This window comes from Geodermatophilus siccatus (genome assembly GCF_900103785.1).
Taxonomy (GTDB): Bacteria; Actinomycetota; Actinomycetes; order Mycobacteriales; family Geodermatophilaceae; genus Geodermatophilus; species Geodermatophilus siccatus.
Window position 1 is genome coordinate 29547 of sequence record NZ_FNHE01000002.1, and the last position, 22964, is coordinate 52510.

A 22964-nucleotide genomic window follows, 5' to 3' on the forward strand; every position below is an offset into this window, starting at 1 on the left:
TCCGGTGCGGCGCAACAAGGTCATCTCGGCCGACGCCGCGGCGCAGATCGTCCTCGACGGCGACACCGTCGCCACCGGCGGGTTCGTCGGCGTCGGGTTCGCCGAGGAGCTGGCGCTCGCGCTGGAACGGCGGTTCCAGGCCACCGGCTCGCCGCGGGACCTCACCCTGGTCTACGCGGCGGGCCAGGGCGACGGCGGCACACGCGGGCTGAACCACTTCGGTGCCGAGGGCATGGTGCGCCGGGTCATCGGCGGGCACTGGGGGCTCGTGCCGAGCCTCGGCGCGCTGGCCCTCGACGACCGCATCGAGGCGTACTGCTGGCCGCAGGGGGTGATCAGCCACCTGTTCCGGGAGGTCGCCGGCGGGCGCCCGGGTGTGGTGACCAAGGTCGGGCTCGGCACGTTCGTCGATCCGCGCCACGGGGGCGGCCGGATGAACGAGTGCACCACGGAGCAACTGGTCGAGCTGGTGACGCTGCGCGGGGAGGAGCACCTGTTCTTCCCCGCGCAGCCGGTGCACGTGGCCCTGTTGCGCGGGACGACGGCCGACCCCGAGGGCAACATCACCATGGAGCGGGAGGCGCTCACCCTCGAGGTGCTGTCGATGGCGCAGGCGGCCAAGAACTCCGGCGGAGTGGTGATCGTGCAGGTCGAGCGGGTCACCGAGCACCGGACGCTGAGCCCGCGGGAGGTGAGGGTCCCCGGCATCCTGGTCGACGCGGTCGTCGTCGCGCAGCCCGGCCACCACGGTCAGACCTTCGCCGAGGCCTACAACCCCGCCTACACGGGGGAGATCACCGCGCCCAGCACCGGGCTGGCCCCGATGCCCCTCGACGCGCGCAAGGTGATCGCCCGTCGCGCCGCGATGTTCCTGTCGACGAACGCCGTGGTGAACCTCGGGATCGGCATCCCCGAGGGGGTGGCGGCGGTGGCTGCCGAGGAGCGGATCCTCGACCTGATCACGCTGACCGTCGAGCCCGGCGGTGTCGGCGGCATCCCGGCCGGCGGGCTGAGCTTCGGCGCCGTCGCCAACCCGCAGGCGATCATCGACCAGCCGTACCAGTTCGACTTCTACGACGGCGGCGGGCTGGACCAGGCGTTCCTGGGCATGGCCGAGGCCGATGCGGAGGGGAACGTCAACGTCAGCCGGTTCGGTCGCCGGGTCGCCGGTGCGGGCGGCTTCATCAACATCAGCCAGAACGCCAAGGCGGTCTTCTTCCTCGGCACGTTCACCGCCCGCTCGCGGGTGGCGGTGCGGGACGGCGCGCTGGTCGTCGACGACACCGGCGCGGTCGCGAAGTTCCGCGACCGGGTCGGGCAGGTGACCTTCAACGGGCGCCTGGCAGCGGAGCGGGGGCAGTCCGTCCACTACGTGACGGAGCGGTGCGTCCTGCGGCTGACCCAGCGGGGCCTCGAGCTGGTCGAGGTCGCCCCGGGCGTCGACGTGGAACGGGACGTGCTGGCCCACATGGACGTCGCTCCCGTCATCGGCGACGACCTGTGCGCGATGGACGCAGCGATCTTCCGCGACCGGCCGATGGGGCTGCGCGACCGACCTCCCGTCGCCATGGCGGAGCGCTTCCGGTTCGACGCGGCCACCGACACCGTCTACGTCAACTTCGAGGGGCTGCGGCTGGCAACGGCGCAGGACGCCGACGACCTGGCCCGGGAGCTCGACCGCCGCTTCTCCGCGCTCGACCGGCGGGTGCACGTCGTCGTCAACTACGACAACTTCGACCTCGGCCCGGACGCGGCGGATCCCTTCTTCGCCATGGTCAGGCGCAACGAGGAGCGCTTCTTCCTCTCCTCCACCCGCTACTCGACGAACGCGTTCTTCCGCCGCCAGTTGGGCCGGGAGTTCACCGAGCACGATCTCTACGCCAACTTCAGCGAGCACCCTCGCTGAGCGCGTTCCTCGACCACCGTGGTCACGCCCGGAGCACCACCTGACGGGGACGCGTCGGCACCACTGACGGGGACGCGTCGGCCGGGCGTCACCGGCCGCCGCGGCGGCGCCAGGCCATCCTGGTCATCGCCGCCATCGTGCTGCGGCTCCGCGTGGATCGGCAGGACGGCCCTGGTAGGGCACGGCGGCCGACGCAGTGGTCCGCTCCGGGGCGCCGGTCGAGGTCGTGGGTGGGGAGTCAGGGTGGGGTCGGCCTCAGCGCGGTGACCGCGGCGGGGAACACGTCCCGCACGAGCTCATGAGCGGCATCACCAGGGCACGTGGTGCGGGACATGTCCCGGTGTCCCGCGATCGTCGTGGTCGTCACCGTGGTACCGACCGGCCAGCGGTCGGACCCGCGGGACACGAAGGTGGTCGTGGCCCCCGGCGCGGTCTCGATGCCATAGGTGTCCGCGAGCGCTGCCAGCAGGGCCGTCATGGAGCTCCGAGCTGCCGGAGTCGGAGCCTCGACCTGGTGGTTGCCGATGAAGCAGCACAACTGGGCGAACCCCTCGCTGCCACCGGTGGCATCGGCCATCACCGGACCGGCCAGGCTGCCGGTCCGGCCCTCCCACACCGTGCCGTACCGGTCGACGAAGAAGTTGTAGGCGACGTCCGGCCACCTCCTGTCCGGGCCGGTGTGGAACCAGTAGAAGCCGCGGAGCAGACCCGGCACGTCGCCGGGGTCGTAGTCGTTCGCCGAGGCGGTGTGGTGGACGAGCAGGAAGCGGGTGTCGCCTGGTCGCTCCTGCCGCAACGGACCCGTGGGGGCCAGACCTCGAGCCCAGTCGGCTCGCGGACGCACGTCGACCCCCCTGAAGGGGGTTCGGGCCCGGGCCTCCTCAGGCATCACTGCGACGAGTGGGATCGCCAGAGCTGTCGCGGCCGAGCCGACGAGGAAGGCGCGTCGACCCAGGGCCTGTGGCGGCGCAGCGCCGGCGTCCCCAGCCGCCGGTACGCCTCGACACCGGTCCACCGTCCTCACGGCTGCTCGGTGGGCGTGGCGCCGGCGAGCACCTCGACGGAGCCAGCACCGCTCACACCGCCCCGCACGGCGCAGGCGACGGCCCGGGTGGCGCAGGTCCACATCCCTGTCCCGCCCCCTCCTCTGCCACGAGGTGGGCCGACGACTGCGGCACGTCTGCATACCCGCTCCTTCCCCCGGCTCAACCTGTCGAGCGGAGCGGGACGGACCGGGGACGCCGAGGGCTCTCCAGGCGTCGCCGGTCCTCGCGTCCTCGACACAGGCCACGAGGGCCGTCCCGGACGTCCCTCCAGCCGGGACCTGGGGCACGCTGCCGAGCCTGCGGTGGGGGTTCCGGCGGGACGCCGCACCCCCGAGGCGCGCTCGCCCGGGAGGGGACCGCTGACCTCCGTCGGTCGTGCCGTTGGTCCTGGACGGGTCCGGGAGGTCGCAGCCGCTTGCCTGCGGCCCGGTCCCGCGATGTGCTGAACGCCCGGACGCCAGGGAGCAGACGATGACGACGTGCGTGCACGAGGATCCCCGGACATCCGGCCGGTCGATGGCAGCCCCGGTGGACACGCCCCCGGCGCTGTCGGCGGCCTGCGGCGACGGCCCGGGGGACAGCACCGGGCGTGGTGCGGGGAGCGCTGCGCCGGCGTCGCCGTCCACCGGTACGACCCCGACCCCGGAGTCGACGACCGCGGACCCGTCGGCCGTCCCGGATCACCTGCGCGGCAAGGACGTCACCGAGATCCCGACCGTGGACCGCGTCGTCGCGCTCACGTTCGATGCCGGTGCCGACTCGGCGGGCCTGCCGAGCATCCTCAGGACCCTCGCCGACCGGCAGGTGCCGGCGACCTTCTTCCTGACCGGACAGTGGGTCGGCAGCAACCCGCACGGCGTCGCGGTGATCCACGCGGACGGCCACCGCCTGGGCAACCACTCGATGACCCATCCCCACTTCCCCGCGCTGCCGGACCGGGCGATCCGGGACGAGGTGCAGGGCGCGGAGCAGCGGATCCTCGCCGCGGGAGCTGATCCCCGGCCACTGTTCCGCTTCCCGTTCGGGGACCGGGACGAGCGGACCATCGCCGCGGTCAACGACCTCGGGTACGTCGCCGTGCGGTGGACGGTGGACACGCTGGGATGGAAGGGCACGAGCGGCGGGATGAGCGCACAGGAGGTGGCGGACCGGGCGGTGGACGCCCTTCGACCCGGGGAGATCGTGCTGATGCACCTCGGGGCGAACCCGGACGACGGCACGACCCTGGATGCCGACGCGCTGCCCGACGTGATCGAGCGGATGCGTGCGGCCGGCTACGCCTTCGTGACCCTGGACGCGTTGCTCTCCACGGGGGATCGCCGTCGCCTCGCGGCCGGGTGACCCAGGGACTCCACGGGAGAGGTCGGCCGCGAACCCACGATCCACCGCCCGGCGTCGCCGACCCGAGCGTCACCTCAGGCTGTCGATGGTCTCCGCGGAAGCGGCGTCCAGGTCCCACAGCGGCTCGAAGGTGATGTTCACCGCCGAGGCGTAGGTCTGGTTGTGGTGCGCCTGGTAGCGGCCGAACGCCTCGGGGTCGTCGACCTCGATCAGCACGTAACCGCCCCAGCCCGTGCCGTACGTCCGGTGGTGCGTCACCCCGCTGTCCACTCCGCCCCAGTTGCCCGAGCGGGCGAACGTCTCGAAGGCCTCCGCCCAGGCCGCGTCGATCTCGGACCGGGTCGCGCCGTCGCGGTAGGCGAAGCGCTGCAGGTACATCTGGCCCATTCGAGGTCCCTCCTCTGTCACCGACGCCCGGTCCGGTCAGGACGGCGGCGTCTGGTCGGAGTTCCAGATGTCGATCCCGTACCTCCACGTGCCGTCGGGTTGCCGCCGGTGGACGACGACGTACTTGCCGGTGTCGACGACCTGGTTCCCGGCAGTCAGCTCGTAGCGGCCTTCCTCGACGGCGAGGTCGCCCTGCTCCTCGAGGGACACCGTCGACAGGCTGCCCCCGGTGAGTCCCTGGCCGAGCGCGCCCTGCCAGAACCGCTCGATCGCCGCCCGGCCGCTCACCGCCTCGGACCCCGGTGCCAGCACCCGGCCGTCCTCTGCGTAGACCGAGGCGATCAGCCCGGGATCGCCCTTCTCCAGGCCCTGCACGAAGGCGGCGTTGAGCGCGTCGATGTCGTTGCGCGCCATGGCTGCTCCCCTCTGCTGTGAGGGGTCCAGCGTCGGGAGGGCCAGTGACCCCGACAAGACCCGCCCGCGCCCGGACACGCCCAGCACGGCAGGAGCGGACTCAGCGCAGCAGCGGACTCACCGGTGCACGAGGACGGTCGGCGACACGACGGGTGGACGGCGACGGCGCGCGTCGTCCACGGGTGGACGAGGTGCCGGAGGTCTCCTGCCCGGTCGCGCTGATCGCGGTCCTGCGTCTCCTGTGGACCGCTGGTGACGGTCGCGGGGCGCGACGGAGCGCCGCGCCGTCACCGCCCGGTTCCCGGCCCGTCGTCCCCGGCCACGGCGGCGAGCTCGCGGATGCGGCCGGCCACGTGGTCCCAGCTCCACAGCCGGACGGCGGCCCTGCGGGCTCCTCGGGAGAGCGCTCGCCAGGACCCGGCGTCCAGGTCCAGCAGCTCGCCCAGCCGGGTGCGGAGGTCCTCGACGTCCCCGCTGGTGAAGGACGCCAGGTGGCGCAGGTGCGGCGGGTACTCCTCCTCGAGGCCGGCCGCGATCTCGGCCAGGCCGGAGTGCCGGGCGACCAGCGGGGGTGACCCGCAGGCCGCGGCCTCGGCAGCCACCATGCCGAACGCCTCCGGGAAGACCGAGGGGACGACGCTGACGTCCGCCAGCGGCCACAGGTGGGCCAGGTGGCGGTGCTGCAGCGGGCCGGTGAACAGGACGTCCGGGCCGGCCGCGGCCGCCAGCTCGGCACGGGCCGGGCCGAAGCCGACGACCACCGCGCGGGCGTCCAGTCCGTGCAGGGCCTCCAGCAGCAGCGAGACCCCCTTCTCGGCGCTGAGGCTGCCGACGTACAACACCGTCCTGCGGTCCCCGCTCAGGAACGCCGCCAGTCGCTCGGCGTTGCCCACGTCGGGCAGCCGCTCGTCGTGACCCCCGGCCGGGTGAGCCGGATCCCGCAGGCTCTCCTCGACGAGCGCGGTCAGGGCGGCGGCCCGCTCGCGGGGGCGCAGCGCCTCGACGTCCACGCCCGGGGGGACGACGGCGACCCGCTCGGGGTCCACGCCCACGAGCTCGCTGAGGACGCCGGACACGTGGCGCGACCCGGCCAGGACGACAGCCGCGCCGGAGAGGGTCTCCCGGGCCCAGGCGCACAACTCGGCGTCCCCCCGCATGGCGAACTCCAGTTCCGACCCGTGCGCCTTGACGACGTAGGGCAGCCCGGACGCGGCCCCCACCGGAGCGCCGAGCAGCACGTGGTTGACCAGCAGGAGGTCCGCGGGGCCCTGTGCCCGGACGGCCGCCGCGTTCGCCGCCACGAACCCCTCCCGATCAACGCGGTCCATCTCGGTCAACAGCCGCGGCTGCACGTCCTCGTACGGTCCCATGACGAAGACCGGGAGCGGCCCGGGCAGACCCGGCCGGACGACCGCCGCGCCGCCCAGGTCGTAGCGCTCGGGGTGCGGCTCCTGGCAGAGGACCACGACCTCGTGGCCCATCCGGCTCCACGCCCGGGCGAGTTCCCGGGTGTAGACGTTCGAGCCGCTGCCCTCGAGGAGATAGCCGTGCCAGATCAGGATGCGCATCGGGTCAGGGTGCGGGACCGGCGCCCTCGCCGTCCGGTGTGTCGCCGCCAGGAGAACGGGTCCGGCGGCCGGTTCCCTCGCCGTCCGGCGCTCTCCGGTCCACCCGGGACGGGTCGGATCACTCGAAGACGATGCAGACCTTGCCCCCAGCACCCCGGTCGGCGACGCGGTAGGCCTCGTCGGCCCGGTCGAGCGGGAACCGGTGGGTGACGATGCGCTCGGGGTGCAGGCCCCAGCGCACCAGGTGCTCGAGGAGCTCCTCCATGTGCCGCAGCGAGGTCACCCACGAGCCGTGCAGCGTGATCTGCTTGTGGATGAGCAGCTCCGACACCGCGAAGCTGATCTGGCTGCCCTCACCGACGAACGCGCACCGTCCCCAGGTCCGGGTGTTCTCCAGGGCGACCACCCGCGCGGCGCCGCTGCCGGAGCAGTCGATGCTGGCCTCGCAGCCGCGGCCGTCGGTGAGCCCGCGGATGGTGGCCGTGGCCCGCTCGTCGGCCGGGACGGCGTGGTCGACCAGGCCCAGGTCCTCCGCCATCCGCAGCCGTTCGGGTGCGACGTCGGTGGCGATGATCGGCCCGGCGCCCAGCGCCCGACCGAGCATGGCGGCCGCCAGACCGACCGGCCCCAACCCGGTGATGAGCAGCCGGTCCCGCCCGGAGAGCCCCAGTCGCAGCAGCCCCTCGTAGGCGGTGCCGAAGCCGCACGAGATCAGGGCCCCGTCGACGTAGGACAGCGGCTCGGGGAGCAGGATGCAGGTCGCCTCCTCGGCCAGCAGGTACTCGGCGTGCCCGCCGTCGCGTTGCCAGCCGTGCGCCGCGCGCAGGGGTGAGGTGCACCCGACCATGTAGCCGGCGCGGCACTCCTCGCAGACGCCGCAGCCGGCGATGTGGTAGACGACCACGCGGTCGCCGGGCTGCAGCCGCCGGGCGCCGGGGCCGACGGTGACGACCTGGCCGCACGGCTCGTGCCCGGCGATGACGCCCTGGTACGCCTCCGGCCCGGTGCCCAGGTGCTCCCGGTAGATGGCCCGGATGTCGCTGCCGCAGATCGACGACGCCTTCATCCGCAGGAGCACCTGACCGTGCCCCGGTGTCGGCACGTCGACCTCGACGTGCTGGACGGTGCTGTCGCCGGGCAGGCGGACGCCGCTCATCACGGTCATCTGCTCTCCTCCGTCGTCGTCTCGGGGTGGGCTCCGGCGGGTGGACCCGGCCGGACCCGACGGCTGCGAGCACGAGGCACGGCCACGCGGTGCGCCGCGCGTCCGAGCGAGTTCCTCGCGCGGATCAGTGTGGGTGCGGTGGACGGCGGCGTCGCTGCTACGCGGCGTCGACCAGGATCCCGGCGAAGAAGTCGACCAGCGCCTCGTGCGCATCCAGCGGGAGGACGTGCGCGACGTACTGGTCCGGGCGGACGACCACGAGGCACCCCCGGTCCCGGTCCACGGTCCTCAGGTCGAAGACGTCGCCGCGCCCGGGGTCGGGGCAGAACGCCTTCTCGTAGTCGACGAGGCCGAGGCGGCCCTTCCGCGGCAGCAGGACCGGGGGCAGCGCGTCGACGGCGAGGTCCCGGTGCCCCTGCTGGAACACGGCGCGGACGTCGATCACCGAGTCCGGATCGGCGCCCTTCGGGGTGAACCGGGCGATCGGGGAGGCGTCCGAGGTCAGGAACTCGCACAGCGCCCGCACGCGGGAGTCCGGGCTCGTCGGTTCCGCCCGGTCGGCGAAGACGTAGAGCCGCCAGGCGCCATCGGCCCGGGCGACGTGGCCGAGGTGCAGCGGCTTGGCGTCGGCCAGCCGGACCACCGGGGCGGAGTGGAAGCGCATCCCGATCGGGAAGCCCGCCGCGAGGTCCTGGGAGGAGCTCGCCGCGGTGATCATGGACGGGGCGTACCGGGTGGCGACCCCAGCGGTGAACCGGCCCTGGGCGACGAAGTACCGGTGGAACTCCTCCGGGTCGACCCCCTCGCTCTCGACGTCCCCGGTCTCCTTCGGTCGAGCGCTGAGCATCCGGGCGAACTCGCGGTCGAAGTCGATCAGCTCCCGGGCGATCGCCTGCCGTTCCGCGGAGTAGGTGTGCAGGAGCTCCGGCCGGGCCGTCCCCCGGAGGACGGCGCCGAGCTTCCAGCCGAGGTTCCAGGTGTCGGCCATGGACACGTTCATGCCCTGGCCCGCCTTGGCGCTGTGGGTGTGGCAGGCGTCCCCGGCGATGAACACCCGGGGGAGCCGGCCCGGCACCTGCTCCGCCGGCACGTCGTCGAACTTGTCGCACAGCCGCTGGCCGATCTCGTACACCGACCACCACCCGACGTCCCGCACGTCGAGGGTGTAGGGGTGCAGGATCCGGTTCGCGACCGCGGCCAGCTTCTCGGGGGTGACGGTGCGGCGGTCGAGCACCTCCTCGTCGCCGACCTGGTCCAGCTCGATGTAGAAGCGGACCATGTACCCGCCCTCGCGCGGGATGACCAGGATGTTCCCCTGGTCGGCGGAGTGGATCGTGCACTTGAGCCGGATGTCGGGGAAGTCGGTGACCGCGAAGGCGTCCATGACGCCCCAGGACTGGTTCATCGGGTCGCCGACCAGCTCGCGGCCGATCGCGGACCGGGTGCGGCTGCGCGCGCCCTCGCAGCCGACGACGTACCGGGCCCGGATCGTCGAGGCCTCCCCGGTCTCCTCGCCGCCCGACACGTGCTGCACGGTCACCGTCACCGGGTACTCCGAGGAGCCGTCGGTGTCGATGCGGACGTCGCTGGCCTGCAGGCCGTAGTGCGGGGTCGACCGGCTGGCCGACCGCTCCATGTGCTCCAGCAGGTAGGCGAGCATGCGGGCCTGGTTGACGATGACGTGCGGCATCTCCGACAGGCCCTCCTCGACGTCCTGGACCCGGCCGGTGCGCCGGATCCGGCTCCGGTCGTCCGGGTCCGGCTGCCAGAAGGCGACCTCGTTGACCCAGTAGCCCTCGTCGACCAGGCGACCGGCCAGGCCGAACGCCTCGAACATCTCGACCGTGCGGCAGGCGACCCCGTCGGCCTGGCCGACCGCGAGCGGGCCCTCCCTGCGGTCGATGACGGCGGTCCGGATCTCCGGGAACGCGGCCATCTGGGCGGCCAGGACGAGCCCGGCCGGGCCGCACCCGATGATCAGGACGTCGACCTCCTCCGGGAGTCCGTCCGGCCGGTCGGCGACCGACGGGTGCGGCTCCTCGACCAGCGGGTCGCCGGGCTTGTAGCCGTCCAGGTAGAACTGCATCGTCTCGGCCCTCTCTGTCGCTCGGTGTGCGGACCTCCGCCCTGAGCCGGTGGGGTCCGCAGGTGGACGGTCCCCTCGGTGTCGGAGCGCGGAATAGGATTTTCTGCTGTGAAGAACCGGCCGCCGTATGCGATCGCCTCGGTCGACTCGGCCCTGCTCCTGGCGACCCTGCTGCAGCACGAGGGGCCGATGCGGGTGACGGACGCGGCCGAGCGCCTCGGGGTCTCCGCTTCGACGGCGCACCGCCTGCTCGGGATGCTCGTCTACCGGGACTTCGCCGAGCAGCTGCCCGACCGGCGCTACGGCCCGGGGCGGATCCTGGAGCGCACCCCGCTCCCGCAGGCGCCGGTCGCGCGGCTGCGGGAGCTGGCTCTGCCGCACCTGCGGCGGTTGGTCGACGAGCTCGGGGAGACGACCAACCTGATGGTCCTGACCGGCCCGGACGTGCGTTTCGTCGCCACCGTCGAGTGCGAGCACGTCCTCCGGGTGGGGGACCGGACCGGCCGGTCGCTGCCGGCACACCTGACCTCCGGGGGGAAGGCGCTCCTCGCCACCCTGGCCCCCGGCGACCTCGACCGCGCACTCGGGCAGCACGACGACGAGACGGCGGCCCGGCTGCGCCGGGAGCTGCCGACCATCCGGCGTCAGGGGTTCGCCGTCAACGACCAGGACACCGAGGCCGGACTCACCGCGGTCGGGGTCGCGATCCCGGACCGCGGGGGCGCCGTGGCGAGCGCGATCTCGGTCTCCATGCCCACCGCCCGCTACGCGCGGGACCGGTTGCGGGCGTGGTCGGTGGCGCTGTCGGCAGCGGCAGCGGCGATCGCAGCCGACCTCGACGCGGCCTGACCGATCCCCGGTGAGGCCGCTGCTGCGCCGTCCTCGTCGAGGTGCCGGGCCCCGATCGTCGTGGCGACCGGCGCGGGCGGGCTCTCGGGTCGAGATCGCGAGACGGCGCTCCCGTCCGCGGGAGGCGCAGATCTGCACCGTGACGTGCAGGTGACGCCATCGCCCCTAGCGTCGAGACCTCGCCGCGTCGGTCGCACGGACCCGAGGAGTGACCATGACCCAGCTGCTCGGTGGGGAGCTGCAGGAGCTCCGCCACGTCTTCGCCGGCCGCCTGATCACTCCGGCGGATCCGGACTACGACGAGGCCCGTCGGGTCTGGAACGCCTGCATCGACCGTCGACCCGCCCTGATCGCCCGCTGCGCCGACGCGGCGGACGTGAGCGCGGCCATCGGCTTCGCCCGACGCCACGGACTGGAGGTCTCGGTGCGGGGCGGGGCGCACAGTGCCGCCGGCGTCGCGGTGGCCGACGGCGCCGTCATGATCGACCTGAGCCTCCTGCGGCAGGTCGACGTGGACCCGCTGCGCCGCCGAGCGCGCGCCGGCGGCGGAGCACTCAATCTCCACTTCGACGCGGCCGCCCAGGCGCACGGCCTGGCCACGCCCGCCGGCATGGTGGGCCACACCGGGATCGGCGGCCTGACCCTCGGCGGCGGGATGGGGCACCTCACGCGACGGCACGGGCTGGCCATCGACAACCTGGTCGGAGCCGAGGTCGTGCTGGCGGACGGGCGGGTGGTCCACGCCTCGGCGCAGGAGCACCCGGACCTCTTCTGGGCGATCCGCGGCGGCGGCGGCAACTTCGGGGTGGTCACCGCCTTCGAGTTCCGGCTGCACCCGGTCGGGCCGATGGTGCAGTTCGGCTTCCTCTTCTGGGGACTGGACCAGGGGCCGGCCGCGCTGCGCGAGGCCCGGGACGTGATCGACGACCTGCCCCGCGACGTCAACATCATGATCGTCGGCCTGAACGCCCCGCCGGCACCGTTCGTGCCGGAGCGGCACCACCTCCAGCCGGGCTACGCCCTGATCGTCACGGGGTTCGGGTCCGCTGACGAGCACACCGCGGTGATCGACCGGATCCGTGAGCGGGTCCCCCCGCTGTTCGACCTGGTCACGCCGATGCCGTACGTCCAGGTCCAGCAGTTCACCGACGAAGCCGCCGCGTGGGGCTCCCTGGTCTACGACAAGGGCACCCAGGTCGCCCAGCTCACCGACGACGTCATCCGCCTCATCACCGAGCACTGGCCCCGCAAGACCTCGCCGTCGTCCGCGATGTTCCTCTACCGCCTGGACGCCGCCTACTCCGAGGTCGGCGAGGACGACACCGCCTTCGGCGGGGGGCGCTCCCCGCGGTTCAGCGTGTTCATCCTGGCCATCGCCGAGAGCCCCGACGTGCTGGCCGCCGATCGTGCCTGGGTCCGCTCGTTCTGGGGCGCCCTGCAGGACCACGCGTTGAGCAGCGGCAGCTACGTCAACGACAGCTCGGAGTTCCCCGACCGGTGGGTGCGAGCCAGCTACGGGGCCAAGTACCCACGGCTGGCGCAGATCAAGAGGGCCTACGACCCGGAGAACGTCTTCCGCCACAACGCCAACATCGTGCCCTCGGCCGTGTGACGTCACCCGCGGCGCGGCGGTGCTGACGGCGTGTCGGGGTCCTCGGTGCCGCAGCGAACGCCCTACCCGGTCCCGTCCCCGGGACGACTGACGGCCCTCACCATCGACCTGGTCAGGACGCCGGCGACGGCGGCCGCGGCGGCCGCGATGGCGGAGCGGAGCAGACGGTGCCTTCGGCTCATGGCAGCCTCCTGGCGCAGCGGTGTCCCGCCTCTCTACTCCGGTGCCCCGACCGGCTCAACGCCGGCCGCGCATCGCACCGGCGGACCCGCGGGGCGTCCCCGCGTCTGCTCACCCGAGGCCCTTCACCGCGACGACCGGACACGGCGCGTCGAGGATGAGCCGCTGCGCGATGCTCCCCACGAGGAGCTTCACGGTCGGGGAGCGGCGCCGCACCGGGACGACGACCAGGTCGGCGCCGACCGCGGTGGCCAGCCGGTCGACCTGCGCGACCACGTCCTCCTCCGGGGCGTGGAGCAGGTGCGGCAGACCCGCGTCGACGAGCCGCTCCGTCACCCGCTCGCGGAGCGCCGGGGTGCTGTACTCCGGGGCCGCCGGGGAGTCGGCGCGGACGAGCACCACCTGCAGGTCGTTGCCGCACCGGCGCGCGTGGTCGGCGCCCCAGCGCAGGGCGGCGTCCCCCTCGGGACGGTCGTTCACCAGCACGATCGTGCTGCGCATCGCAGATCTCCTCGTCTCTCCTCGTCGACGGGCCGGCGCCGGCCCCAGGGGCCGGCGCCGGTCGGGGTTCACAGGGGGATGACGCTCAGCGCGAGGCCGGTCGCCAGCATGACCAGGGAGACGACGACCGACCGCCAGATGGCCTTGCGGTGGTGGTCGCCCATCTCGACCTTGGCCAGGGCGATCAGCAGCAGGAACGCCGGGACCAGTGGGCTCTGCATGTGCAGCGGCTGGCCGGTGACCGCGGCCCGGGCCATCTCGACCGGTTCGATGCCGTAGTTGGCGGCGGTCTCGGTCAGGACGGGCAGGACACCGAAGTAGAAGGCGTCGTTGCTCATCAGGAAGGTGAGGGGCATCGAGAGCAGGCCGGTGATCACGGCCAGGTGCGAGCCCAGGCTGTGCGGGATCACGCCGATGAGCCAGTCGGCCATCGCCTCGACCATGCCGGTCCCCGACAGGACGCCGGTGAGGACGGCGGCCGCGAGCACCATGCCGACCACCGACACGACGCTGCCGGCGTGGGCCCTGAACTGGTCGGCCTGCTGCGAGACGTGCCGGAAGTTGACCACCAGCGCGAGGCCGACGGCGACCATGAAGACGAAGGGGATCGGCACCAGGTCGACGACGAGCATCACCATGACCGCGAGGGTCAGCGCCAGGTTGACCCACACCAGACCCGGCCGGGCCCGCTCGCCCCGGTCGGGCAGGCTCGCCGCGGGGTCGTGCGCGAGGACCGGGACCGGCTCGGTCGCGCCGTCCGCCACCTCGACGGTGTCCTGCCGCACGCGCGCGCCCACCAGCACGCCTCCGGAGCGCACCGGGGCGCCGTCGAGGCTCGACGCGGCCGGGCGCAGTCCTCGCATCCCGGCCGGTGCGGGCGCCGGACCCCCGGTGCCGTCGGTCCCGGCCTCCCCGCCCACCGGCAGGTGGACGAGCCCGATGCGCTTGCGCTCGGAGCGCCCCAGCAGCCAGGCCAGGACGAAGACGGCGAGGATGCCGGCGATCATCGACGGGATCATCGGCACGAAGACGTCGGTCGGGCTCACGTTCAGCGCGGCCGCGGCGCGGGCCGTCGGGCCGCCCCAGGGGACGACGTTGAGCACACCGTTGGTGACCGCCGCGACGCAGGTGAGCACGACCGGGCTCATCCCGAGGCGGAGATAGATCGGCAGCAGGGCCGACGTCACGATGATGAACGTGGTCGATCCGTCGCCGTCGAGGCTGACGATGGCGGTCAGGGCGGCGGTGCCGACGACGAGCTTGACCGGGTCGTGGCCGACCAGCTGCAGGATCTTGCGGATCAGCGGGTCGAACAGACCGACGTCGATCATGATGCCGAAGTAGGTGATGGCGAAGAACAGCAGCGCCGCGGTGGGCGCGAGGTCCTCGACCGACGACATCACCATGTCGCCGATGTCGGTGCCCGCGCCGGCAGCGATGCCGAAGGCGACCGGGACGAGGATGAGGGCGACCACGGGGGTGGTCCGCCTGCTCATGATCAGGTACATGAAGACCGCGATCATGAGGAAGCCGAGGGTGACCAGCACGGGTGGCTCCTGACGGTGGGTGTCGGTGGGTGCGGGGCCTGGTCGGGCTGACGCCTCGACCGGGCGGCGGGCCGGCTCGGCGACGGAGAGCTCGGGTCGGCTCCTCCGTCGGGCCCTTGTGACCAGCGACACTAGGGAGGCACGTGGCCCGGGTCTCTCTTGCGCAGGAAAGCCGCACAGGTCGTGTTCTCGACGTTTCGCTCGTTCAGCTCAGCCGCTCCCCGGCGGCCGGCCGCGTCCGGGGAGGCCGGTCCGCGCGCCGGCCTCCGGCGGGCGCTGCCCTTCACCCGCCAGCTGCTCCTGCTGCAGCTCGCCGTGCTCGCCGCCGTGGTGGCCCTGGGGTTCGCGGTGGTCGCCTGGCGGCTGGAGGCGGGCCTCGAGCACCAGTTCGAGCAACGCGCCCTCGCCGTCGCCCGGAGCGTCGCCGCGGAGCCCCGGCTGGCCGACGAGGTGCTGGCACAGGACAGTGCTGACGTGCAGGCCCGGGCCCTGGCCGTGCAGCGGGCGACCGGCGCGCTGTTCGTCGTGGTCACCGACGACCAGGGCGTCCGCCTGGCCCACCCCGACCCCGCCAGGATCGGGGAGCGGGTGAGCACGAGCCCCGACGCCGCGCTGCGCGGTCGCGAGGTCGCCACCGTCGAGCGCGGGACCCTGGGCCTGTCCGCCCGCGGCAAGGTCCCGCTCCGCGACGACACGGGGCGCGTGGTCGGGGAGGTCAGCGTCGGCTTCGACGCCAACGACATCTCCGTGGCCCTCCGGCGACTGCTGCAGAGCACGGCTGCCTTCCTCGGCGTGGCCCTGCTCCTGGGCGTGGCCGGGAGCCTCCTGCTGATCCGGCTGCTCCGCCGCCGGACGTTCGGGCTGGAGCCGGCCGACCTGGCCGAGCTGGTCCGGGAACGGGAGGCGGTGCTGTACGGGGTCTCCGACGGGGTCGTCGCCGTCGACGACCGCGGGGTGGTGAGCGCGGCGAACGCCGAGGCGTCCCGGCTCCTGGGGGTCCGGGTGGTGCCCGGCAGGCCGCTGGCCGACCTGGACCTGCCCGCGCCGCTCGCCCGCGCGGTCGCGGACCGGTCCGGCACCCCCACGGTCACCGCCGCCGCGGACCGGGTGCTCGTGGTCACCCGGCGGGAGGTCGAACGCGACGGCCGGCCGCTCGGCTCGGTGGTCACCGTCCTGGACCGCACCGAGGTGGAGCGGCTGACCGACGAGCTCGGGGCCGTCCGGCTGATGACGCAGGCCCTGCGGGCGCAGCGGCACGAGTTCGTCAACCGCCTGCACACGGTGCACGGCCTGCTGCACACGGGGGACGCGGACGACGCCGCCGAGTACGTCAGCGCCCTGCTGGATGCCCCCGCGATCGCCGTGGCCGACAACAGCGAGGCGATCGCCTCCTCCACGGTGCGCGCCTACCTCGGCGGTCAGGTGGCCCGGGCCGCGGAGCTCGGCGTGCAGCTGCTCATCTCCGACGGCAGCTGGGTGCCCCACCGCCTGGTGGCGCCGGTGGAGGTGATCACCGTCCTGGGCAACCTGGTCGGCAACGCCGTGGAGGCCGCGCACGACTCCGCCGTCCGGCCGGCGACGGTCGAGGTCGACCTGCTCGCCGACGGGGACGACCTGGTGGTGTCGGTGGCCAACACCGGGGACGGGCTGCCCCCGGAGCGCCTGGCGGACATCTTCACCGGAGGCGTCAGCACCCGCGGCGAGGGCCGCGGCCTGGGGCTGGCCATCGCGCGCGGCACTGCCGAGAGCCTCGGCGGGTGGGTCGAGGTGACCTCCGCGGGCGGGAACGGTGCCATGACCGTGTTCGTCAGCCGGCTGCCCGGTGTGCTCGAGCGGCCGGAGGTGACCACGTGAGCGGGCTCGCGAGCTCACGCGTGGGCACAGCAGCGTCGCGGACGCGGCCGACGAGCGCCGGCGAGGAGGACCCGTGAGCTTCGCCGTCCTCGTCGTCGACGACGACTTCCGGGTCGCCCGGCTGCACGCGCGCCTCGTCGAGGACGTCCCCGACTTCCGGGTGGTCGGCGTCGCGCACAGCGCCGAGCAGGCCCGGCACCTGGTCGCCGAGCACTCCCCGGACCTGGTCCTGCTGGACAACTACCTGCCCGACCAGCAGGGGGTCGAGCTGGCTCCGCAGCTCGGCTGCGACGTGCTCATGGTGACCGCCGACAGCTCGGCGGGGCTGATCCGCGCCGCCGTGGCGGCCGGCGCGGTCAACGTCCTGGTCAAGCCGTTCACACCGGAGCGGCTCGCGGGGCAGTTGTCCGCGTACGCCCGCTACCGCGCGCTGCTGCGCGACTCCGCCGACGAGCTCGGCCAGCAGGGCGTCGACCGCGCCCTGACCGCGCTGAGACAGGCCTCCCGGGCCTCGCCACCCAAGGGGCAGTCCTCGGTCACCGCGCGGTTGGTCGCCGAGCGACTGCGCACCTCGGACGCCGCCCTCACGGCGGCCGACGTCGCCGACGCCCTGGGCATCTCACGTGCCACGGCGCAGCGCTATCTCGCCGCGCTCACCGAGACCCACCAGGCCAGCGTCTCCCTGCGTTACGGCAGCACCGGCCGCCCCGAGCACCTGTACCGGTGGGGCGCCGATGCCGCCCGGGCGGAGTAGGACGCCGGGTTGCCGGCAGCCGCGCCGGACGGGTCACCTCACCCACCCGTGCCCGGTACGGCGGACGAGGGTGACGTGACGGGTCCGTCCCCGGGACCGGGACGACGGTGTGCACCCCGTGCGACCCCGGGTGACCCGGACAGGCCTGCAGGCGACGCGGACAGGAGAGGATGGCGCGGCCGTCCGGCCGGTCGTCAGCGGCCGGCCCCTCAGGGTCCGAGGAGGTTCTGGCGGGTGAGGACGAACCGGCAGATCGTGGCCGACGCCTTCGAGGCGTGGTCCCGCGGTGAGCGATACGTCTCGAGCATCTTCGCCGACGAGATGACCTGGGAGATCGTCGGCCGGTCGCGGGCATCGGGGACGTACGGCAGCGCCCGGGAGTTCAGCGACGAGGTCCTGCACCCGTTCGGGGCGCGGTTCCGACCGGACGCGCCGTTCCGGCCGGTCACCATCCGCGGGATCTACGCCGACGGTGACACGGTCATCGTCCTGTGGGACGGCGAGGGCACCACCACGGCGGGGACGACCTACCGCAACACCTACGCCTGGTTCATGACCTTGCGCGGCGGCAAGGTCATCGACGGCACGGCCTTCTACGACAGCATCGCGTTCGACGAACTGTGGGAGAACGTGCCTCCGGACGGTCCCCGCGCGACGTAGACCCGTCCGCCGTAGTCATCCCTGCCTGACGGACACGGCACGACCCGCCGGCCCCGGACGCCGGGGTGCGGCGTCCGGGGCCGGCGGGTCGTGGGCCCGGAGGTGTCGACCCGCTACCGGGCCCGGTGGGCGAGCAGGTCGCCGGGCTCCACGGCGAGCGCGGCGGGCGCCGACCGGCGGGCCGCCTGCGCGTGCCGGGCGTCCGCCGTCGGCACGACGAGGGTGAGCAGGGCGCCGAGCACGGCCAGGGCGGTCAGCACGTAGAAGATGGAGTTGAGCGCGATGCCGGAGGCGACGAGCAGGCCGCCGATGAGCGGACCGCCGATGCCCCCGAGGCGCCCGAACCCGGCGCACCAGGCGACACCCGCGCTGCGCACGTTGGTGCGGTAGTAGGTCGCGACGAAGCCGTAGATGAGGATCTGCGTCCCGCTCGTGCCCAGCCCCACGACCGCCACGAAGGCCAGCAGCACGCCCAGCGGGAGGCTCACGGTCAGCAGCGCGATCGCCGCCGCACCCAGCGTGAAGGACGCCGCCACCACCGGCTTGGGCCCGAACCGGTCGGCGAACCGGGAGGCGGCCAGCGCGCCCAGGACCGCGCCGCCGTTCAGGACCAGCAGGAAGGACAGGGACCCGTTGGTGGAGAAGCCGGCGCGGCCCATCAGCTCCGGCAGCCAGGTGTTGAGCGCGTAGACCAGCAGGAGACCGGTCGCGCTGAGCAGGCCCAGCAGGAGGGTCGGCAGCAGGTAGGTGCGTCCGGCCAGCCCGGCGAAGCCCGCACGGCCCTCGACGACCGGCTCGGGGACCCGGGGGCCCTCGGTGCCCGGCACGGCCAGCGACACCCCGGTCCGCGCGGCGACGGCCCGCGCCTCGTCCAGGCGTCCCCGCGATGCCAGCCAGGCCGGCGACTCGGGCATCTTGAGGAAGGCGAGGGGGAGCAGCGTCAGCAGCGGCAGGGCACCGATCCAGAACATGCCCCGCCAGCCGATGACGTCCAGCAGCAGGATGGCCAGCAGCGCGGCGAGCAGGCTGCCCAGCGGCACCCCCGAGTAGGAGATCGCGTTGGCCAGGTTCTTCTTGCCCGCGGGCGCGAACTCGGCGACCAGCGCCCCGGTGGTGGCGACCAGGGCGCCGACCCCGATGCCGGTGACGAAGCGGAGCAGGCCGAAGGCCGCGGTGCTCGTGGCCAGGGCGGTGAGGGCCATGCCGACGGAGAACCACGCGTAGGCGGTGAGCATGACCCTCCGCCGGCCGATGACGTCGGCGACGCTGCCGGCCAGGAGGGCGCCGACGAGCACGCCGATGAGCGCGTAGCTGCCCAGGGCGCCGGCCAGGGCCGGCGTCACCTCGCCGATCTGACCCGGGTCGCGCAGGAAGAGCGGGACGACGGTCCCGTAGACGACCAGGTCGTAGCCGTCGAAGACCAGGCCGACCGTGGCCAGCGAGACGATCCAGGTGACCGACCTGCGACGGAGCGCGTCCTGCCGGACGGCTCCGTCCTGCGTGGATGGTGCCACTGCTGTTCTCCTCGGGACGGGCCCTGGCTCGAAGACGGCACGGGAGCCGTGGCAGGGCAGGGGACACCCGGCGACCGACGTCGCCACGGGTGGGGGGAGGGGAGACGCGCCGGGCTGGAGGGAGGTCGCCGGGCGGCCGGGTGGTGCGGTGGTGCGGGTCGTGCGGTGGTGCGGGTCGTGCGGTGGTGCTCAGTGCGCGGGTCCTGCGCGGTGTCTCCTGCGCCGGGTCCTGCGCTATGTCTACTGCGCCGGGTCCTGCGCGATGTCTACTGCGCCGGGTCCTGCGCGATGTCCGACGGGTGCGCGGCCAGCGGGGTGACCGTGATGCCCATGTACGGGAACAGCGGCAGGCCCCACAGGATCTGGTGCAGCTGCTCGTTGCTGTCGACGGCGAAGACGCTGAGGTTGGCGTACTGACCGACACAGCGCCAGATGTGCGGCCAGTGGCCCGAGCGCTGCCAGCGCTGGGAGTAGGCCTTCTCCCGGGCGAGGAGGTCGTCGCGCGCCGCCGGGTCCATGTCCGGCGGCAGCGCGACGTCCATCCGCACCGCGTACAGCTGCGTCACGCGGGGTCCAGCGCGAAGTCGTAGGTGACCTCTTCGCCCCGTCCGGACGCCGCCGGGGTCGGGTGCAGGACCAGCTCCGGCTTCACGGCCTGGGCGACGTCGTCCTCGACGTGCTGGCCGCCGGCGAAGTACAGCTGCGTGGTGACCAGCTGCTTGCTCGGGGCCGACACCTTCAGGTGCAGGTGGGCCGGGCGCCACGCGTGCCAGCCGGCCGCCGCGATCAGCGCGCCGCACGAGCCGTCGGTGGGGATCTGGTAGGGCGCGGGCTTGATGGTGTGGAACGCGAACCGGCCGTCGTCTCCGGTGCGGACGGTGCCGCGCAGGTTCCACTCGGGGATGCCCGGGGCGAACTGCGAGTAGTAGCCGTCGTCGTCGGCGTGCCACAGCTCGACCTGCGCGTCCTCGATCGGGTTGCCGTCGAGGTCGGTGACGGTGCCCTGGAACAGGAACGGGGTGCCCTGCTCGCCGTCGCGCATCGGCAGGGTGGCCTCGCTGCGGGACTCCGGCGAGCCGGGGATGTAGTACGGGCCCTCGATCGTGCCGACGGCGCCCAAGCGGCCGGCGTTGGCGACCTCCTCGACCACGTGCTCGACCCACACGTCGAGGAACAGCGGCCACTCGCCGTCCTCACCGACCCGGATCAGCCACGCCTTGAGGGCGTCGTACTCGGCGTAGGTCACCCCGTGCTTGCGGATGACCTCGTGCAGGGCCGTGATGGCGTCGGTGGCGATGGCGGACACGCGCGCCTGGTCGACGGTGGCGGCGCTGCGCTCCTTCTGGGCGAAGCGCTCGGTGGCGTTGCGGCCGGAGCCGGCCGCGGTCGGGTTGGGGACGGTCGCGGTCATGAGGGTCTCCTCGGGTGCGGTGCGGATGGGACGGGGATGCGGTGGGCCCTCTGCAGGGGCCCGCCGCGAGCCTGCGAGCGGTTGGGGGAGTTGGGGGGCAGGGAGGTCCTTCAACGGTCCTGGCGGTAGCGGGCGAGCTTGTCGGGGTCGATCTCGATGCCGATCCCGGGTCCGGGACGGACGGTGAGCTCGCCGCCGGCGATCTCCAGCGGCTCGGTGAGCAGGTCGTCGCTCATGTCCAGGAAGTTCGACAGCTCACCGGCGCGGCGTGCGGAGTGCCGGTGGGCGGCGCCGAAGGCCACGGTGCAGGCGGTGCCGACCTGGCCGTCGATCTGGTTGCCCATCACGACCTCGACGCCGAGGCCCTCGCACTGGTGCAGGATGCGCTGCGAGGTGCTGAACCCGGTGCGGGCGGTCTTGATGCTGATGGCGGTGGCCGCCCCGTCGAGCAGCTCGCGGGTCACCTGACCCGGCGTCGTGGCGCTCTCGTCGGCGACGGTGGGCACCGTCGTCTGCGCGGTGAGCCAGCGCCGGCCGAGCACGTCGTCGGCCGGGCACAGCTCCTCGGACAGCGTGAGGTCCAGGTCGGCCATCGCGCGCAGGGCCCGCGCCGCCTCCGACGGGGTCCACCCGCGGTTGCCGTCGACGTAGAGCTCCACGTCCGGCCCGAGCGCCGCGCGCAGGGCGCGGCAGGCGCCGACGTCGAGCTCCACCGGGCGCCGGCCCACCTTCACCTTGAACACGCGGATGCCGTGGGTGTCACGGACGCGCTCGGCCTCGGCGACCATCTCGGCGTCCGGCGCGAACCCGACCATGTGGGACACCCGCATCCGGTCGGTGAAGCCGCCCAGCAGAGCCGAGACCGACACCCCGAGGGTGCGGCCCAGCGCGTCCCAGATCGCCATGTCCACCGCCGCCTTGGCGGCCGGGTTGCCGACGGTGCGCTCCATCCGCGCGTGCGCGGTCTCGCGCTCCAGCAGCGTGAGGTCCACCAGCTGCGGCGCGAAGAGCTTGTCGACCACCGCGATGATGGACTCCTGGGTCTCGCCGTAGGTGTACGGCCGCGGCGGGGCCTCCGCCACGCCGACCACGCCGTCGTCGGTGTGCACCCGGACCAGCACGTGGTCGGCCACGTGCACCTCGCCGCTGGCAAAGCGCAGGGGCTTCCTGTACGGGATCGCGAACGGGATCGCCTCGACCTTCTCGATCTTCAACGGGTGCCTCCCAGTGGGGCGGTGTCTGGTGCGGTCGAGCTGGGGAAGTCCGCGTCGGGCACGAGGAAGCCGTTGGCCTCCAGCGCGTCGAGCAGCCGGGCGAGGGCGGGGGAGCGGTCCTCGCGCCGCCAGGCCAGGGCCAGGTCGATGTGCACGTCGTCGGCGACGGGCACGAAGCTCACCCCGTTGACGCGCAGCGCCAGCACGGACTCGGGCAGCAGGGCCACGCCCAGGCCGGCGGCGACCAGCGTGAGCATGATCGAGGTCTCCGCGGCCTGGTGGGTGCGCCGGGGCAGGAAGCCCGCGGCGAGGCAGGCCTGGGTCACGACGGTGTTCACGACGGAGCCCTCGACGCCGTAGACGACGAAGTCCTCGTCCCGCAGTTCGGTCAGCCCGACCGGCTCGTCACCGGCGAGACGGTGGCTGCCGGGCGCAGCGAGGACCAGCCGTTCCCGGGTGATCAGGCGGGACGACAACCCCGTCCGGCGCAGCGGTGGACGCAGCACCGCGAGGTCGATCCGGTCCTCCTCGAGGGCCAGCTCCTGCGCCGGGGTGAGCAGGTCGGTCTGGAACCGCAGCACCAGGCCGGGAACCTCCCGGGCGGCGATCCGGGCCAGCTGGGGCAGCTGGCGGAGCGCCGCCAGCCCGGTCGCCCCGACACGGAGGAGGCCGGTGCTGCCGGCGCCGATCAGCTGGACCCGGGTCCGCGCGGCCTCGATCGAGTCCAGGATGCGCTCGGCGTCCTGCAGGAACGCCTCACCGGCGGGCGTGAGCTCGACCCGCCGCGTCGTCCGGGTGAACAGCGCGGTCCCGAGCTGGGCCTCCAGCTGGCGGATGGCCTGGGACAGCGGGGACTGGGCCATGTGCAGGCGTTCGGCCGCCCGCCCGAAGTGACGGGTCCGGGCGACGGTGACGAAGTAGTGCAGCTGGCGGATCTCCACGTGCCCTCCTCCGT

The 22964-nt window shown here is 73.6% G+C and carries 20 protein-coding genes; 7 read left to right on the forward strand and 13 right to left on the reverse strand.

Annotated features, from left to right (window positions below):
- Window positions 1–4: 4 nt before the first annotated feature.
- Window positions 5–1906 (forward strand): acyl CoA:acetate/3-ketoacid CoA transferase, encoded by a 1902-nt coding sequence (locus BLS21_RS03465; protein ID WP_091213919.1) that lies wholly within the window; start codon window positions 5–7, stop codon window positions 1904–1906.
- 238 nt (window positions 1907–2144) lie between these two features.
- Here the strand turns inward: BLS21_RS03465 and BLS21_RS24945 are convergent, their stop codons facing one another.
- Complete coding sequence (locus tag BLS21_RS24945; protein ID WP_175479397.1) at window positions 2145–2750, reverse strand: N-acetylmuramoyl-L-alanine amidase; 606 nt, start codon at window positions 2748–2750, stop codon at window positions 2145–2147.
- Between the two features lie 718 nt (window positions 2751–3468).
- On the opposite strand from BLS21_RS24945, the gene BLS21_RS03475 reads away from it, so the two are divergent.
- Window positions 3469–4293 carry a polysaccharide deacetylase family protein gene (locus tag BLS21_RS03475; RefSeq protein WP_217635962.1) on the forward strand — a complete coding sequence of 275 codons (825 nt, stop codon included), beginning with the start codon at window positions 3469–3471 and terminating at the stop codon, window positions 4291–4293.
- Window positions 4294–4362: 69 nt separating this feature from the next.
- Here BLS21_RS03475 and BLS21_RS03480 read toward each other — a convergent pair whose 3' ends face one another.
- From BLS21_RS03480 to BLS21_RS03500, 5 genes are all read right to left on the reverse strand, one after another.
- On the reverse strand, window positions 4363–4680 hold the full coding sequence (locus BLS21_RS03480) for a hypothetical protein (protein ID WP_091213924.1): 318 nt from the start codon (window positions 4678–4680) through the stop codon (window positions 4363–4365).
- Window positions 4681–4716: 36 nt separating this feature from the next.
- Complete coding sequence (locus BLS21_RS03485; RefSeq protein WP_091213926.1) at window positions 4717–5094, reverse strand: YybH family protein; 378 nt, start codon at window positions 5092–5094, stop codon at window positions 4717–4719.
- A gap of 287 nt (window positions 5095–5381) precedes the next feature.
- Window positions 5382–6662: a glycosyltransferase family 4 protein gene (locus BLS21_RS03490; protein ID WP_091213927.1), complete on the reverse strand. Its 1281-nt coding sequence runs from the start codon at window positions 6660–6662 to the stop codon at window positions 5382–5384.
- Window positions 6663–6780: 118 nt separating this feature from the next.
- Window positions 6781–7827, reverse strand: a complete 1047-nt coding sequence (locus tag BLS21_RS03495) for a zinc-dependent alcohol dehydrogenase family protein (RefSeq protein ID WP_217635963.1) — start codon at window positions 7825–7827, stop codon at window positions 6781–6783.
- A gap of 157 nt (window positions 7828–7984) precedes the next feature.
- Window positions 7985–9913, reverse strand: coding sequence for an FAD-binding monooxygenase (locus BLS21_RS03500; RefSeq protein WP_091213929.1), 1929 nt, complete (start codon window positions 9911–9913; stop codon window positions 7985–7987).
- 78 nt (window positions 9914–9991) lie between these two features.
- Here BLS21_RS03500 and BLS21_RS03505 point away from each other — a divergent pair, with 78 nt between their 5' ends.
- Together BLS21_RS03505 and BLS21_RS03510 are read left to right on the forward strand one after the other, a co-directional pair.
- Window positions 9992–10762, forward strand: coding sequence for an IclR family transcriptional regulator (locus BLS21_RS03505; protein WP_245700030.1), 771 nt, complete (start codon window positions 9992–9994; stop codon window positions 10760–10762).
- A 214-nt stretch (window positions 10763–10976) separates the two neighbouring features.
- A complete protein-coding gene (locus BLS21_RS03510; protein WP_091215029.1) occupies window positions 10977–12374 on the forward strand; it encodes an FAD-binding oxidoreductase in 1398 nt (465 codons plus the stop codon).
- Window positions 12375–12665: 291 nt separating this feature from the next.
- Here the strand turns inward: BLS21_RS03510 and BLS21_RS03515 are convergent, their stop codons facing one another.
- Window positions 12666–13055: a universal stress protein gene (locus tag BLS21_RS03515; protein ID WP_091213933.1), complete on the reverse strand. Its 390-nt coding sequence runs from the start codon at window positions 13053–13055 to the stop codon at window positions 12666–12668.
- A gap of 68 nt (window positions 13056–13123) precedes the next feature.
- Entirely contained in the window at window positions 13124–14602 is a 1479-nt protein-coding gene (locus BLS21_RS03520) for a CitMHS family transporter (RefSeq protein ID WP_091213935.1), read from the reverse strand.
- A gap of 183 nt (window positions 14603–14785) precedes the next feature.
- Between BLS21_RS03520 and BLS21_RS03525 the strand changes: the two genes are divergently transcribed.
- From BLS21_RS03525 to BLS21_RS03535, 3 genes are all read left to right on the forward strand, one after another.
- Window positions 14786–16456, forward strand: a complete 1671-nt coding sequence (locus BLS21_RS03525) for an ATP-binding protein (protein WP_217635965.1) — start codon at window positions 14786–14788, stop codon at window positions 16454–16456.
- A 73-nt stretch (window positions 16457–16529) separates the two neighbouring features.
- The gene (locus BLS21_RS03530; RefSeq protein WP_091213937.1) at window positions 16530–17210 is read left to right on the forward strand and encodes a response regulator; all 681 of its coding nucleotides are present in this window, start codon (window positions 16530–16532) and stop codon (window positions 17208–17210) included.
- A 234-nt stretch (window positions 17211–17444) separates the two neighbouring features.
- The gene (locus BLS21_RS03535) at window positions 17445–17870 is read left to right on the forward strand and encodes a nuclear transport factor 2 family protein (protein ID WP_175479398.1); all 426 of its coding nucleotides are present in this window, start codon (window positions 17445–17447) and stop codon (window positions 17868–17870) included.
- Window positions 17871–17983: 113 nt separating this feature from the next.
- Here the strand turns inward: BLS21_RS03535 and BLS21_RS03540 are convergent, their stop codons facing one another.
- The 5 genes from BLS21_RS03540 to BLS21_RS03560 all read right to left on the reverse strand — a co-directional run bounded on the left by BLS21_RS03540 (window position 17984) and on the right by BLS21_RS03560 (window position 22950).
- The gene (locus tag BLS21_RS03540) at window positions 17984–19384 is read right to left on the reverse strand and encodes an MFS transporter (protein ID WP_091213942.1); all 1401 of its coding nucleotides are present in this window, start codon (window positions 19382–19384) and stop codon (window positions 17984–17986) included.
- 266 nt (window positions 19385–19650) lie between these two features.
- Window positions 19651–19950 (reverse strand): muconolactone Delta-isomerase, encoded by a 300-nt coding sequence (catC, locus tag BLS21_RS03545; RefSeq protein WP_217635966.1) that lies wholly within the window; start codon window positions 19948–19950, stop codon window positions 19651–19653.
- Window positions 19947–20795 carry a catechol 1,2-dioxygenase gene (gene catA, locus BLS21_RS03550; RefSeq protein WP_091213945.1) on the reverse strand — a complete coding sequence of 283 codons (849 nt, stop codon included), beginning with the start codon at window positions 20793–20795 and terminating at the stop codon, window positions 19947–19949. Before catA ends, catC begins: the two co-directional genes overlap by 4 nt.
- A gap of 110 nt (window positions 20796–20905) precedes the next feature.
- On the reverse strand, window positions 20906–22009 hold the full coding sequence (locus tag BLS21_RS03555) for a mandelate racemase/muconate lactonizing enzyme family protein (protein WP_091213947.1): 1104 nt from the start codon (window positions 22007–22009) through the stop codon (window positions 20906–20908).
- Window positions 22006–22950: a LysR substrate-binding domain-containing protein gene (locus tag BLS21_RS03560; RefSeq protein WP_091213950.1), complete on the reverse strand. Its 945-nt coding sequence runs from the start codon at window positions 22948–22950 to the stop codon at window positions 22006–22008. Before BLS21_RS03560 ends, BLS21_RS03555 begins: the two co-directional genes overlap by 4 nt.
- Window positions 22951–22964 lie beyond the last annotated feature (14 nt).